The sequence below is a fragment of the Pseudomonas sp. NPDC090201 genome (genome assembly GCF_044746825.1).
In the GTDB taxonomy this organism is placed as follows: Bacteria; Pseudomonadota; Gammaproteobacteria; order Pseudomonadales; family Pseudomonadaceae; genus Aquipseudomonas; species Aquipseudomonas putida_AD.
The window spans coordinates 82,432-97,715 of the sequence record NZ_JBIVCX010000009.1 but is presented as its reverse complement, the minus strand read 5'-3'; the positions used below and the strand labels follow the sequence as shown (position 1 = coordinate 97,715).

At 62.4% G+C, this 15,284-nt stretch carries 9 protein-coding genes; 6 read left to right on the top strand and 3 right to left on the bottom strand.

Annotated features, from left to right (window positions below):
• Positions 1-115 precede the first annotated feature (115 nt).
• The 4 genes from ACIPOO_RS20920 to ACIPOO_RS20905 all read left to right on the top strand — a co-directional run bounded on the left by ACIPOO_RS20920 (position 116) and on the right by ACIPOO_RS20905 (position 5,183).
• Positions 116-472: a DUF427 domain-containing protein gene (locus ACIPOO_RS20920; protein WP_400609522.1), complete on the top strand. Its 357-nt coding sequence runs from the start codon at positions 116-118 to the stop codon at positions 470-472.
• 49 nt (positions 473-521) lie between these two features.
• Positions 522-2,669 carry an ergothioneine biosynthesis protein EgtB gene (gene egtB / locus ACIPOO_RS20915; RefSeq protein WP_400609520.1) on the top strand — a complete coding sequence of 716 codons (2,148 nt, stop codon included), beginning with the start codon at positions 522-524 and terminating at the stop codon, positions 2,667-2,669.
• Between the two features lie 262 nt (positions 2,670-2,931).
• Positions 2,932-4,029, top strand: a complete 1,098-nt coding sequence (locus tag ACIPOO_RS20910) for an enoyl-CoA hydratase/isomerase family protein (RefSeq protein ID WP_274133575.1) — start codon at positions 2,932-2,934, stop codon at positions 4,027-4,029.
• A 2-nt stretch (positions 4,030-4,031) separates the two neighbouring features.
• A complete protein-coding gene (locus ACIPOO_RS20905; RefSeq protein WP_274133576.1) occupies positions 4,032-5,183 on the top strand; it encodes an acyl-CoA dehydrogenase family protein in 1,152 nt (383 codons plus the stop codon).
• Positions 5,184-5,195: 12 nt separating this feature from the next.
• On the opposite strand, the gene ACIPOO_RS20900 is transcribed toward ACIPOO_RS20905, so the two are convergent.
• The gene (locus tag ACIPOO_RS20900; RefSeq protein WP_400609517.1) at positions 5,196-10,445 is read right to left on the bottom strand and encodes a dermonecrotic toxin domain-containing protein; all 5,250 of its coding nucleotides are present in this window, start codon (positions 10,443-10,445) and stop codon (positions 5,196-5,198) included.
• Between the two features lie 127 nt (positions 10,446-10,572).
• The gene (locus tag ACIPOO_RS20895; RefSeq protein ID WP_400609515.1) at positions 10,573-11,892 is read right to left on the bottom strand and encodes an MFS transporter; all 1,320 of its coding nucleotides are present in this window, start codon (positions 11,890-11,892) and stop codon (positions 10,573-10,575) included.
• Between the two features lie 290 nt (positions 11,893-12,182).
• Between ACIPOO_RS20895 and ACIPOO_RS20890 the strand changes: the two genes are divergently transcribed.
• On the top strand, positions 12,183-13,067 hold the full coding sequence (locus ACIPOO_RS20890; RefSeq protein WP_400609513.1) for a LysR substrate-binding domain-containing protein: 885 nt from the start codon (positions 12,183-12,185) through the stop codon (positions 13,065-13,067).
• A gap of 97 nt (positions 13,068-13,164) precedes the next feature.
• Here ACIPOO_RS20890 and ACIPOO_RS20885 read toward each other — a convergent pair whose 3' ends face one another.
• Entirely contained in the window at positions 13,165-14,022 is an 858-nt protein-coding gene (locus ACIPOO_RS20885) for a LysR substrate-binding domain-containing protein (protein ID WP_400609511.1), read from the bottom strand.
• 111 nt (positions 14,023-14,133) lie between these two features.
• Here ACIPOO_RS20885 and ACIPOO_RS20880 point away from each other — a divergent pair, with 111 nt between their 5' ends.
• Positions 14,134-15,243 carry a 2-aminoethylphosphonate--pyruvate transaminase gene (locus tag ACIPOO_RS20880; RefSeq protein WP_400609509.1) on the top strand — a complete coding sequence of 370 codons (1,110 nt, stop codon included), beginning with the start codon at positions 14,134-14,136 and terminating at the stop codon, positions 15,241-15,243.
• The last annotated feature ends 41 nt before the right edge of the window (positions 15,244-15,284 follow it).

The following is a 15,284-nucleotide window of genomic DNA, read 5'->3' as shown; positions in this document are numbered from 1 at the left end:
AGCAAAAACCACGGTCACCTGCCGGGAGGGCAACTACACTGCCCTTCCTCCCTTGGCGGCCCGACTGCCTCACGCCTGGTTTGCCATCTCCCTCGATCAGACAGGATGACGCGCCATGAAAACCCCAGGTCCGGATCACCCCATCACCATCGCCCCGCTCAAAGGCCGGGTCACCGTGCAATTCAAGGGCGTGCGTGTCGCGCAAAGCGACAAGGCGCTGGAATTGAAGGAAGCACAGTACCCGGCGGTCATCTATGTGCCCCGTTCGGATATTTCCATGGAACATTACGAAATAACCGACCATCGAACACATTGCCCCTACAAAGGGGATGCCAGCTATTTCAGCCTCAAGGCCAATGGCGAGTCCGCTGAAAATGCCGTCTGGAGCTATGAGCAGCCCTTCCCTGCGGTCAAGGAGATCGCCGGGCACGTCGCGTTCTATCCAGACAAGGTGACGATCGAAGTCCACTGATGCTCAAACCGGCGCAGCAATGCGCAGGCAAACACCGGAGAAAGCCCCGATGACGCGCCACTCCCGTCAGCTACGTGAAACACCTGCCGCCACTGCACTGTACAAGCGTTATCAGAGCGTTCGCAGCCGTACCGAACAACTGGTCGCACCGCTGAGCCCCGAAGACATGGTGGTGCAATCGATGCCCGACGCCAGCCCCGCCAAATGGCACATGGCGCACACCACCTGGTTCTTCGAGACCTTCCTGCTGGCTCCGAATATCCCCGACTACACCCCGTTCGACCCCACCTTCTGCTACCTCTTCAACTCCTATTACGAAGCCGTCGGCCCGCGCCACCCGCGCCCGCAACGGGGCCTGATGACCCGCCCCGGTGTCGATCAGGTGCGCGCCTACCGCGCCCATGTCGACGAACAGATGGCCCGGCTTTTTGCCGGCAGCCTTTCGACCCAAACCTGCAGCCTGATCGAACTGGGCCTGGCCCATGAAGAGCAGCATCAGGAACTGCTGCTGATGGACATCCTGCACCTGTTCAGCCTGTCCTCGCTCAAGCCCGCCTATGATCCGCGCTGGCCCAAAGATACCTCCGGCCGCCGCGGGCGTTTCAAGCCGCTCAACGCCGGTCTCACGCAGATCGGCCATGGCGGCGAGGGTTTTGCCTTCGATAACGAAGGCCCGCGCCACACCACCTACCTGCAGGCGTTCGAGATCAGCGACCGGCTTGTCACCAACGGCCAGTGGCTGAGTTTCATCGCCGATGGCGGCTATCACACCGCTGCATTGTGGCTGTCCGAAGGCTGGACGCTGGTGCAGGAAGCTGGCTGGAACGCGCCACTGTATTGGCAACATGACGACAACGGCTGGAAACGCATGAGCCTGCGCGGCCTTGAAGCCATCGATCCGAATGCCCCGGTCACCCACATCAGCTATTACGAAGCGGCGGCCTTCGCCAACTGGGCCGGCGCACGCCTGCCCACCGAGGCTGAATGGGAAGCCGCCGCCCGGGCAGGCTTGCTCGAACAGGTTGACGACGTGGCCTGGCAGTGGACCCAGACCGCCTACAGCGCCTACCCCGGCTTCAAGCCTTCGGTGGGTGCGGTGGGCGAGTACAACGGCAAGTTCATGGTCAACCAGATGGTCTTGCGCGGTGGCGCCAGCGTGACCTCGCCCGAGCATTGCCGAGTGACCTATCGCAATTTCTTCCATGCCGAAAAACGCTGGATGGTGTCGGGCCTGCGCCTGGCCCGTGATGCGCGCCAGCCCGGTGTGGTCAACCCCCACGACAGCGAATTTGCCCGCGACGTGGTCGCCGGTCTGTCGGCGCCGGTCAAGACGCTGTCGCCCAAGTATTTCTACGACGCCAAGGGTTCGGACCTGTTCGAGGCCATCTGTGAAACCGCCGAGTACTACCCCACCCGCGCCGAAACCGGACTGTTGACGGATGTCGTCGGGCAGATTGCCGCGACCATCCCCGAAGGTGCCGCACTGGTGGAGTTCGGCAGTGGTGCCAGCGAGAAAACCCGCCTGCTGCTCGACGCCGCGCCGCACATCGCGGTGTATGTGCCGATCGACATCAGTGCCACGGCGTTGAACAAGGCGGCCAAGGCCTTGCGCCAGCGCTATCCGTCGCTGGTGGTGGCGCCTCAGGTGGACGATTTTACCCGCGTGCTGACTTTGCCCAAGGAAGCCAACGGCCACACTCGCGTCGGATTTTTCCCCGGGTCCACCATCGGCAATTTCTCCCATGAACAGGCCGTGGAGTTTCTGCACTCGGCCCACGATGTACTGGGCAGGAACGCGCATTTCATCGTTGGCGTGGACATGGTCAAGGATGAGCACACGCTGGTGGCGGCCTATGACGATGCCGAAGGTGTGACGGCACGCTTCAACAAGAATCTGCTGACGCGGATCAACCGTGAGCTGGGGGCGAACTTCAACGTCGACGCTTTCCGCCATCTGGCGGTGTGGAATGCCGACCAGGCGTGCATGGAAATGCATCTGGTCAGCCAGATGGATCAGGTGGTCGAAGTCGCCGGGCAGCGTTTCCATTTCGCCGCCGATGAGCGGTTGCACACGGAAAACTCGCACAAGTTCACCGTGCAATCCTTCACCGCCCTTGCTGCGCAAGCGGGCTGGACCGTGACCGAGCACTGGGTCAGCGACGCGCCAGAGGTGGCGCTGTTCAGCCTGCAGGCCTGAACAACTGTAGGAGCGCGCTTGCCCGCGACGGCGGTGGGTCTAAGGCATTGATGCTGGCTGACAAACCGTAGTCGCGGGCAAGCGCGCTCCTACAAGTGTGTCTCTTCGCCAGCATCCTGACAGGCAAAGTTGCCCGCCCACCCTGCAACTATTCGTCATTGTCATATGCAAATTTGCACTGTTAGCATCCCTGACGAACTTCATGGAGCGCGGCTGGTTTTTGGCCGCCTGAACGAGAACAAGAAGCAACAGGGAGTCTGCAATGACGGCACAGGTAGTATCGGCCCACTCTTCAGGTCAGGAACCGGCCTGCGACGCCGTTCTGTCCGAAGTACGCAACCATATCGGGCACATCACCCTCAATCGCCCGCAAGGGCTCAACGCCATCGATCTGGACATGGTCCGCCAGCTGCAGCAGCAACTCGACCACTGGGCAAACGATGACAAGGTCTACGCCGTAGTCCTGCGCGGTGCCGGCGAGAAGGCCTTTTGCGCGGGCGGTGACATCCGTGCGCTGTACGACAGCTACAAGAACAACCTGCCCCACCATCAACAGTTTTTCGTCGAAGAATATGCCCTGGACCTGACCCTGCATCAGTACCGCAAACCCGTCGTGGCCTTGATGGACGGCTTCGTGCTGGGCGGTGGCATGGGGCTGGCGCAAGGCGTGGATCTGCGGGTGGTCACGGAACGCAGCCGCCTGGCGATGCCGGAAGTGGCTATCGGCTATTTCCCCGACGTCGGCGGCAGCTATTTCCTGCCTCGGGTCCAGGGCGAGCTGGGGATCTACCTGGGCGTGACCGGCGTGCAGATCCAGGCCGCCGACGCGCTGTATTGCGGCCTGGCCGACTGGTACCTGCAAAGCGCCCGGCTCGATGACCTGGACCGTCAGTTCGACAACCTGAAGTGGGCCCTGACCCCGCTCAAGGACCTGCAAGGCGCGCTGGCCAAGGTCGCGGTGCAACAACTGCCGGACCCGCCGCTGGAAAAGCTGCGTCCGGCCATCGACCACTTCTTTGCCCTGCCGGACATCCCGAGCATCATCGAGCAACTGCTGGAAGTCACGGTCGTCGACACCCACCGCTGGGCCGTCGACACCGCCAACCTGATGAAAACCCGTTCACCGCTGGCCATGGCCGTGACGCTTGAGCTGTTGCGTCGCGGGCGCCACCTGCCGCTCGAAAGCTGTTTCAGCCTTGAACTGCACCTGGACCGCCAGTGGTTCGAACGAGGCGACCTGATCGAAGGCGTTCGCGCCCTGATCGTAGACAAAGACAAGAAACCGCAATGGAGCCCGTCCTCAGTCCAGGCCTTGAACCCTGAACACGTGGCGAGTTTCTTCAGCGGTCATGAGGCCTGACCATGCAAGACCTTGAACTGACCGAAGAACAGATCATGATCCGCGACATGGCGCGTGAGTTCGCCCGCCATGAAATCGCCCCTCACGCCAGAGATTGGGAAACCGCCGGCTGGATCGACGATGCCGTGGTGGCCAAGCTCGGCGAGCTGGGCCTCTTGGGCATGATCGTCCCCGAGCAATGGGGCGGTACCTACATCGATTACGTGGCCTATGCGCTGGCAGTCGAAGAAATCTCCGCAGGCGACGCCGCCACCGGCACGCTGATGAGCGTCCACAGTTCGGTGGGCTGCGGGCCGATTCTCAATTACGGCAGTGAAGAGCAGAAAACCCGGTGGCTGGAGAAACTCGCCACAGGCGCGGCCATCGGCTGCTTCTGCCTGACCGAGCCACAGGCCGGTTCCGAAGCTCATAACCTGCGCACCAGGGCCGAACTCAAGGATGGGGAGTGGGTGCTCAACGGCGCCAAGCAGTTCGTCAGCAACGGCAAGCGTGCGCAACTGGCCATCGTGTTTGCGGTGACCGACCCTGAACTTGGCAAGAAGGGCCTGTCGGCGTTTCTGGTGCCCACCGACAACCCCGGTTACAAAGTCGATCGCATGGAACACAAGATGGGCATTCGCGCCTCGGACACCTGCGCGGTGACCTTGAGCGACTGCCGCATCCCGGCGGCAAACCTGTTGGGCGAGCGCGGCAAGGGCCTGGCGATTGCCCTCTCCAACCTCGAAGGCGGGCGCATCGGCATTGCCGCGCAGGCCTTGGGCATCGCCCGCGCCGCGTTTGAAGCAGCGCTGATTTACGCCCGCGAGCGTGTGCAGTTCGACAAGCCGATCATCGAACACCAGAGCGTCGCCAATCTGCTGGCCGACATGCACACGCGGATCAACGCCTCGCGGCTGATGGTCCTGCACGCCGCACGCTTGCGCACGGCGGGCAGGCCCTGTCTGTCGGAGGCTTCACAGGCCAAGCTGTTCGCCTCGGAGATGGCCGAGTGGGTCTGCTCCAAGGCGGTGCAGATCCACGGCGGCTACGGCTATCTGGAAGACTACCCGGTGGAAAAATACTATCGGGATGCACGCATCACCCAGATCTACGAAGGCTCCAGCGAAATCCAGCGCTTGCTGATCGCCCGCGAGCTGCGTCATTACAGCCTCTAGTCGGTGACGCTGTCAGGGGCTTGGCGGCACCAGTCTGTTACGCCCCAACAGCAGCACCAGCAATGTTACCGAGTCGGCGTTGCCCATCATTACCCGTACCCGCACATCCTCGTCGGCGAGGAACAACCGGCGGGCCTCAGCCAGGTCCGCAGCACCACTGAACTTGAGCACCCCTTTGTACGCTGCCCCATCGGCAGGCTCCAGGGCGCGCCTGACACCGCCTGTGGAAATCATGAACAGGCTGTCCCTGTCCGTGCTGGAAGACAGGCGCCGCTCGCGCAGATGCTTCACTTTTCGATGAAAGCTGATCTGGGTCGGGGTGTCCTGGGCCAGCAGATCCGGATAGGGCAGCATCGAATCCAGGTAGGCGATGTCCTCGGTATCGAGCACCAGATGGCTCAACTCATGGATCAGGTTCGCCGCCCTATGGTGCACGCCTTCGTTGAAGCCTTGGGCGGCCGCCTCGGCATTAAGCGCAGACAGCGGGGGGTGGAAGAATTTTTCAGTGAGGAACACACGCCGCTGCGGATCGGTCTTGATCACGAATGCCGTCACCTGCTCGAATCCAGGTCGCGCGGTGCCCACCACGTACCGCGACGATGAGAAGGGCGAAAGCGTAGGATCCATCACCGCATCGAACAGGATGCTGATAGCGTTTCGGGTCTTGGTGAGCAGGCTGGGCAGCGCTTCGCTGACTCCGAAAAACTCCCTGATGATCCGCAAGACCTCTTCATTCTGCCGCTCCCCGGCTCGAGGTGTTCGCAGGTTATCCAGACAGTTTTCCAGCACGCGCTTGGCATGCAGATGCGCCTGACCGATGCGCCTGGCGCGATCGCGGAACAGCATCCTGATTTCAGGCATACCGCTGGCTTCGATGATGATCGTGCTCTCGACACTGCTGATGATCCGTGACTCACGGAACCGGCTGGCGAACCCGCCACCGCCACGCAGGCGCAGTTGCAAATCGAGTTGCCAACGCTGATGGCTATCGGACTTGAGACTGGGTCCGGGAGAACCGTCGGCCCCCACGATCCGCCAGTGCCCATCCTCGGCCACCCGAGCCACTTGATAGACCCGACCGTTCACGACGGCATAGGGCACCTCGCCGTTCCTGCTCTTGTACAGGTTCAACAGGGCGTCGTGATCCATGTCCTTGAGCGCCACGTTTTTCGCTTGCAGCGAATCGAGCCGGCGAAGCTGCTCAACCGTCAGCGCTTCATGACTCCAGCCCGCTTCAGGTTTGCCTTCGCTCTCCTCACCGACCGACTCCAGACGGTTGCCATGTCGATCATGCAGGATATCCTCTTTGATCTTCTGCTCACGGGCCGAAACCATGATCCCCAGGGCTGCGCAGAACTCCGAAAGCGCCTCGCCCCAGCGTCGTCCGGATACCGAAGCGGCAGAGGCTTGAAACAGGCCGGTGCTCTGCCACAGTGCGACCAGTGTGGCCAGCCTGCCGGGCAGCAGCATGAGCAGCTGCTCAAGCCCCAGCAATCCCAGAAACTCCCGACCCGCCTGGTCTTCCTGTGCATTGGTCACGACAGCAGCCACGCTGTTGGAATCGAGCAGTTTTACAGTGTCTTCGAACATCAACTGCAGGGCGTTGCCTTTGACGGGCTCCACCGCAAGGGTAACCGGCCCTGGGGTGGTGAACGGCACGTCGTTCGTTTCAGTGGTGAACGGCAGGTGCGGCTCGACGAAACCGCCATGGTCGTAGCGCGGTTTCACGTCTGGAGCCACCCGGTCCAGCAGAATCTGTTGCAGGGCTTTGTCAGTGCGGATGGCAGCAAGAAGGGCAGCCTGATCGCTGAATTCACGAAACGTCGTCAGCGGATGAAGCAAGGCGAACAGCACCACCGGCCCCTGCTCTGCCCCCGCCGACGAAATAAGGTATACACCGCGCACAGTGTCGGGCGGGATGTCCGGATCGGCCACCAGCCGCAGCGGACTGACAATCACATCGACCTTGTCGATCGGTTCGCGGGCGATGCCGTCGGGCATCTCGAATACCTGGAAAATGTACTGATAGGCCTTTGCGCTAAGCTGCTCCCTGAACTTTTCCTCCAGTGCCAGCGAGAGCAGCATCGCGGGCAATTGCTCGGTGAACATTCGCTTGCGCTCGTCGTAGCCGGGGTCAGCGGGGCCAAGCGACTTGCGCAACAGGGCCAGATATCCGCTGCCGACATCCAGGGTCCTGACCAGGTTGCGCAGATGGTCAGGCGTCAGCAGGCGCACGACCTCGGGATCGGCAGACTCGACACTCAGCGCGGCATCCTGTTCGTGCTTGAAGCGATTGATCGCATAGCGGGTCAGCGTTTCGCTTTTCTTGAGGGTCGCGGCAGGGACCAGAGAAGGCATTTGTCCTATCGGAGGCAATGCGTTCACATAATGGCGAGCAGTCACGATCACCGAGTCCGGGTCGATGGTGTGGCCGGGGAAATCCAGCGCAAGTTGAGCCTTCAACTGGTTCGCGGCGTAATCGTGCACCGTCGGAAGATCCACCAGAAACTTCTTGCCGCCGTCGGTTGCCGCGTAATAGCGGCGGACCATGTCGCGAAACACTTTCAGTTCGTCCAGCGGCACCTTGGTCAGCCACTCTGGGAGCATCTCTTCGAACAGCGTGGTGCTGACTCGCGTCCACAAACCGTCGAGGGTTTCGATCAGTTGCCCATCGACTTCGGCCGCCCCGGCAACCCGGGCAAACACTTGCGCCCCAAGTGTGCAGCGCTCGACACGCTGGCAAAGCTGTCGCAGATCCTGTTGCTGGCGAGCCAGTGCATGCTGCGTCAGTGCCTGGGCGATGTCCTGGGTTACCATATGCAGGTGCACCTGCGCCCCGTTGGTGGCGGAGGCGCTCAGGTGCTGACGGAGGTCGGCGCTGTCACCGTCGCCAAGGCGTTGCAACCAGCCATCCCGATCCTCACTGCGCAATTTGCGCAACAGCGCATCCTTCAAGCGCTGGATCGAGGTGAATTGCTGCCAGCCGCCCGCGCCGCTCCAGAACATCACGGCGCTGTCGGGATCGTCCGGCCGCATCACCACCAGGGTGTCGGTCAGCATGGCGTTTGACCTGGCGAAGGCCAGCGACAGGGTGAACGCCTGCACCATCATTGCCGTGCGGGGGCGCAACGAAAGGGCCGGATAATCCAGAACCTGAGTGACCATGTCGAACGCCAGCGGGTCCGTCCAGCCCTGACGCTTGCTCAGTGCAAGGTCCAGGCGCATGCAGTCCTGGCGCAGGTTGATCGCCGTTCGCGCAGGCTGAATCGCCTGGTCTTCATGGCGCAGCAACCCGCTTCTGGACTGTTGGAACGCCTGGATATACGCCGAGGCGAAACCTGTCGCTACCTTGCCCAGCATGTGGTCGATGACCTCGGCGGGCGGACTATGGAACGTGGTCCCGCGTCCCTGCACGATCTGCGCATCGACAGGCAATGGCGAGCTCCGATGCCCACTCACCCGATCCAGCAGCAAGGTCCTCACATCGAAGGCGACCAACTGCGTCGAGTCGCCCTCGGCGGCCTTGGTGCTCCAGGTCACGTACAGGTCCTCGGCCCGCGCCTGCGGCCCGAACAGCACGCAGAGGTAGGGCTGCAAGACCTGGGCGGCGTAATCCAGCAGCACGTTACTGGTCTGGCGCAGGGAGATCGACAGGCTTTCGAGCAGGTGCGTCTGCTCGACCCAGGTGGGCATCTGGAACTCGTCGAGCCCGGACTCCGGATCCACCGCCTGCTCAGCGTCTTCGTCGATCTGTGGCAGCGGCCCAGGTGGTGGGACCGGGTCAGGCGCAGGCGTGTGCCAGGTACGCAGGAAGTCACGGGCTTCTGAATGCCAGCGTCGTGCTCCAAGGACCTGCTGTCCGGGATCAAGCAACTGACGGACGTCCAATGCATCATCGATCATCGCTACCCAGGCATCACCCGTGGTGGACAACTGCGTCGCGTACTCGAGGTTGCGCGCCTGCATTGCGATGATCGAAGCCACCCGCTCGGCGATCAGGGGCGTCAGGATCTCGTGCTGCTCGACCCGCATCACTGCCTCTGTCGGCAGGGCTCGCAGGTCATCCAGCGCGAGGGCAGGACGAAGCTGCTCCAACCCCTGGGCCGAGGCAAGGTGAGCAGTAAGCGCCGCCCAATCGGCAAATACCGTCAATTGCTGATCCGGCGCGAACCATATCAACGATTGATCGCCGTCCATACGTGGCTGAACCACAAAGGTGCTCGCCAGAGGCAACGGCGCGCCTTCTCCGGCCTGCAGCGTCAACTTCCAGCACGGGGTGGCGGCCTGCTCGGTAGTATTGTCCATTGCCCAGCGCAACACCGACCTCAGTGCCCTCAACGTAGCCGGTGTCAGGTTGGCATCGCGAGCGCGCACGTCCAGATGACGGAGCAAGCTCGCGCTGAAGCAGTCATTGGCCATGTCCTTGCGCGTGTGGGCGTGCTCGGCGCTCACCGGTGCCAACCAGTAGTTGTCGAGCAGCTTGGCGTAGTGTTCGTTGACCCCTGTAACCGCATCAGCCATTGCCTGGGTGTACAGCAAGGCATCGGCGGTGCCGACGATTGCCCCTTGCAGGTCGAGAAACTGCCGTCTGCAGCCCTTGACCACAGTGGCACCGCGATACTGGTCAAACACCGCCTCGGCCAGGGTCTGAGTCATGATGATCTTGCCGGCGTTGGAACCCTTTTCGATGACGATGCGCAGCAGGTGCGTCTGCGGGTCGATCGCAAGCTTGGGGAACGCCACCTCCAATTGCCGCTTCAATGAAGCCGTCGAGGCATCGTAAAGGCTCGGCATCTTGCACAGTTCAGCGCTCATTCGCCCCATCTGTTCGACCTGATGATCGATACACGTCAGTGCCTGCGCCTTGAACGGGTCACCCTCGAGCCGTTCGAACTCGAAGAGCGCGTCGGGGTCATCCTTGGCGAACCGGTCGCGCAACATGGCCAGCAAGGCATGACGATCGGCGTAAGCCTCTACTCCCCTGCTCAGGCTGAATAGATAGACCTGAGGCCTGGCGGCATCGGTGTGGCTCAACAACAGTGCCGCCGAGAGCTCGAACGGGTTGGCCGATCCGTCGCCACGCATCAGCCGGTCGACGCGCACAGGGTCTGGATCGTTCTCGACCGCAGGCCGTGCCGGCCCCAGCAGCCAGGTGTGTTCGGTGGGGCTGAACAGTTTCTTCTGACGCGCAGCGGCCAGTTCATCGATATAGCGACGCTTGAGCGCCTCGCGCTGGAAAAACTCGGGTGTAATGTCGGGCATGTCTGCTCCTGGTCATTGTGCCCGCCCAGAGCGGGCGGGCATTCATGACAGGAGCGTATGGAGAAACGTCGTACCGCCTGCGCTACATAATGCTGTACATGCGCGTCGACATTTGCGATTCAATGGATCAGGTACGCAGTGCCTTCAACTCCTGCGCGGGGTCTTGTGCTTCAGGCAGTTCGACCAGAGCCGGGCGGCTGTTCCAGTGCGGAATCAGCACCAGTGCCGAGACCAGCGCGCAGGCGGCGAAGACGATGAAAACCGTAACGGTGTCGAAATAACCTGGCAGCAAACCACCGAGAATCGCCCCCACCGAGCCGCAACCGTTGACGAAACCCGAGGCGGTCGCGGCGGCTCTGGCGGTGCCGAAATCGATGGCCGCCGTACTGCTGATCATTGAGTCCGGCCCGTACAGCGTCAGGCCCATGACGAACAACAGCGCCACCACCAACAACACGCTGCCGGTGTGCATCGCACCCATGAACAGGCCCAGCGCAACGGTCAGCGCCACCAGGCTCAAGACACAGGCCGGCATACGCCGGGCGCCGAACAGTTTGTCCGAGGCAAGGCCAATCATGATCGGTCCCAGCAGCCCGGCCAGTTCAAATGCAGTCGGCACGATGGCGGCGCCGACCTTGCCGACATTGGGCATCTGCTCGAAGACGATCACCGGGCCCCACAGCAGAATCGCGTAACGCGCCGGCTTGAGCAGGAAGTACGCAAGGCCCAACGTCAGCACCGTGCGATTGCGCAGGATCTCCTTGAGCGGCGTCCACACGCTCATGCCCTTCTGCGCATCGAGTTGCGCCGCACTCAACTCGGGTTCGGGCTCCACGGCTGGCAGGCCGACATCCTGGGGCGTGTTGCGCTGAAAGATGAAAAACAGCAGCGCCACAAAAGCCACCACCGCAGCGCTGGAAAAGAACGCCGCGTGCCAGGTGCCGATCAGGTCATAGGCCCACCAGCCGGCAAACGGTGAGGCCACCAGGCCGCCAAAGGCGTAGCAGGAACTCCACAGCCCCAGCACCCGCCCGCGCTGGATGGCCGGGAAAAACGCGCCGATGTTCTTGCACAGCCCTGACCAGCCGGTGGACTGCGCCAGGCCCTGGATCAGCATGCAGGTAGCAAAGATCGGCAGCGTTGCGAAGCTACCCATGACCACCGCGGCTGCGGCGGAAATCAGCAAGCCGCCGAGCACCACCACCCGCGGGCCGAAGCGGTCGGCGAGCATGCCCCAGGTGAACTGGCCCACGGCATAGGCAGCCAGGTAGATGGCGTCCATGTTCGCCATGGCCATCTTGTCCAGGTGAAAAGTCGGGTCTTCGGCGATGCCCAGCTTGGCCACCGAAAAGGCTTTGCGGGTGAAATAGAAAGCAGCGTAGGCAAGCCAGGTGATGGCGAAAATCTGCACGCGCCAGCGCTTTATCGTTGCGACGGTATGGTTCATTGGATCTGACCTCGGGGTTGAGTGTGCCGGCAGAAATTGAAGGAATAACGCCTGTGTTCTTATTGGTGTAAGCACGGCATCCGCCGCCTTTTGATGGGCTGCGAATGGTCAGATGAGTCGCCAACGGTGTGCCGCGTGCACACAGCACCCGGTGGTCGCTCATGGCCTCGACCGGCCAGTCGTGTCACGACCGTCGTTCGGGCTGGAGGGGATCAAAGCAAGTGCAGACTAATAAGTGAAATCGATTTATCGTATTTCAAATATAAGCTCAGCTTGTAACAGGTGGTTGCATGTCGGTGTCCCACGCGCAGTTGAAAGCCTTTCACGCCGTCGCCCAACACGGCAGCTTCACCGTTGCCGCGCAGAAGCTGTTCCTGACCCAGCCGGCGATTTCCGATCAGGTGCGCAAACTCGAAGAGCGTTACGGGGTGATGCTGTTTCATCGCAACAAGCGCTCGGTGAAGCTCACCGACCTGGGCGAACGCCTACTGGGCATCACTCAACGCTTGTTCGCCGTGGAAATGGAAGCGCAGGAACTGCTACAGGATTCCCAGGCCTTGCAAACCGGCAGCCTGACCCTGGCGGTGGACGCGCCCGTGCACGTGCTGCCGCAGATCGCCCGCTTCTGCGAGCGTTACCCCGGCATCACGGTGAAGATCGAAACCGGCAACACCGATGAATCGCTGCACCGGCTGTTCAACTATCAGGCCGACCTGGCCTTGCTCGGGCGTGATGTCAGCGATGACCGGCTGCTGTCGATTCCGCTGCGCAGCGACCCGTTCGTGGCGTTCGTTGCGCTGAGTCATCCGTGGGCGAGCCGCGCCTCCATCACCCTGGCGGACTTGCACGACACGCCGTTGGTGCTGCGTGAGCCGGGTTCGGTCACGCGGCAGATCGTCGAAGAAGAAATGAACCGCCTGGGCCTGAAAATCCGCCCGGCGATTCAGGTCGAGGGGCGTGAAGCGGCCCGCGAGGCAGTGGTGGTGGGGATCGGCGTGGGGGTGGTGTCGGCCGCCGAGTTCGGCGCCGATTCACGGGTGATCGCCCTGCCGATTCTGGACTGCACCCGGCGCATGACCGAAACGCTGGTGTGTTTGCCCGAGCAGAGCTCGCGGCGGGTGGTGGCGACTTTTCTGGAAATGGTGAATGAAGGATTGGCATCCTCATCCCTGTAGGAGCGCGCTTGCCCGCGACTGCGATCCGTCTGCCCCGGACTCGCTGACTGACACTACGCCATTGCGAGCAAGCTCACTCCTACAGGACCGGGGCTGTTCAAATGACCGCCAAATCGAAAAACGCCTTGATCAAGCGCAACTCCCGACGCCGCTCCAGGCAGCCGATGAAATGCTGATTGAGCAGTCCCTCCCCCGCAAGCGGCACGGCCACCACCCTGGGATCGTGGCTGACCTCCACCGATGACACGATACCGATGCCCAGATCCGCCGCCACCGCTTCGGTCACCGCCTCGCGACTGTCCAGCTCCAGCAGCACCCGCGGCCCGACCACGGCCAGCAAGCAGGCCTCATCGAAGGTGCGGCGGGTGATCGAGGTCGGTTCGCGCAGCACCATGATCTGCTGATCCAGCCGCTCAAGCGCAATCTCGCCCTCGCCTGCCCACTCATGCCGCGCAGGCACCAAGGCGCAGATTCGCGACTGCGCCAGGCTCTGCAGATGCATGCCCTTGCGCGACTCCACCTCGGTGAGCACCGCGACATCCGCATGTTCCGACACCAGCGCTGCCAGGGTTTCCTGAGCGTTACCCAGACGCAGATTGACCGTGATCCCCGGAAACTTCGCGCGCAGCCTTGCCAGCATCGGCATCACCATGTGCGGCCCGTCCGCCGCGACTTCCAGCCGCCCGGTAAGCAGTTGCCGGTTGGCTTCGAGCATTGCCTGGGCCTCTTCGGCCATGCCGAACATCGCCCGGGTGATCGCTGCCAGCTTGATGCCCTCGTCGGTCAGCTCGACCCGCCGCGCCGTTCGCCGCAGCAGGGTGATCTGGTAGTGATCCTCCAGGGCCTTCACATGCCCGGTGACGGCTGGCTGGCTGATGAACAGGCGTGCTGCGGCGCGGGTGAAGCTGCCTTCCCGGGCGACGGCGTCGAAGGCACGCAATTGGAAGAGGTTCATGAATCGGCCTGACTTATAGTTCGGATAACAACAAGCAATTTGATTGATAGTTCGCCTGCGGTCAACGTATGCCCGTCGCTTCCGATCCCCTGACGCTTCGAGGACACGCCCATGAGCATTGCGCAACCGATCCTGCTGACTCCCGGCCCGTTGACCACTTCTGCCCGCACCCGTCAGGCGATGATGGTCGACTGGGGCTCATGGGACGACCGTTTCAACAAGCTGACCGCCAGCCTGTGCTGGCAGTTGCTGGACATTATCAACGGCCACGAAACCCACCGTTGCGTCCCCCTGCAAGGCAGCGGCACCTTCGCCGTGGAAGCGGCCATCGGCACCCTGGTGCCCCGCGACGGCAAAGTGCTGGTGCTGATCAACGGCGCCTACGGCAAACGCCTGGCGAAAATCTGCGAGGTGCTGGGCCGCGACTTCTGCACGTTTGAAACTGCCGAAGACCAGCCGACCACCGCTGCCGACGTCGAAACGATGCTGCAGACCGATCCGCGCATCACCCACGTCGCGCTGATTCATTGCGAGACCAGCACCGGCATCCTCAACCCGCTGCCGGAAATCGCCGAGGTCATCGCCCGGGCCGGCAAGCGCCTGATCATCGATGCCATGAGTTCCTTCGGCGCGCTGCCGGTGGACGCTGCGAAAGTCCCGTTCGACGCCCTGATCGCAGCGTCCGGCAAATGCCTGGAAGGCGTGCCGGGCATGGGCTTCGTCTTCGCCCGCAAAGAGGCGCTGGACGCCGCTGCCGGCAACTCGCACTCGCTGGCCATGGACCTGCACGACCAGTACACCTACATGGCCAAGACCGGCCAGTGGCGTTTCACCCCGCCGACTCACGTGGTCGCCGCGCTGCACGAGGCGCTGCTGCAATACAAGGAAGAAGGCGGCCTGCCTGCGCGCAACGCCCGTTATGTCGACAACTGCAAGGCGCTGCTCGATGGCATGGCCGAACTGGGCCTGCGCAGCTTCCTGCCTGCCGCGATCCAGGCGCCGATCATCGTTACCTTCCACGCCCCGCGCGATGCGCGCTACCAGTTCAAGGACTTCTACGAGCGGGTCAAGGCCAAGGGTTTCATCCTCTATTCGGGCAAGTTGACCCAGGTCGAAACCTTCCGCGTCGGCTGCATCGGCCACGTGGACGCCAAGGGCATGCAGGCCGCCGTGGACGCCATCGGCGAAGTGCTGCGGGAAATGGAAGTGCTGGACATCTGAACCTCGCCACCTGTTTGAAACCCTGATCTGACACCCTGACT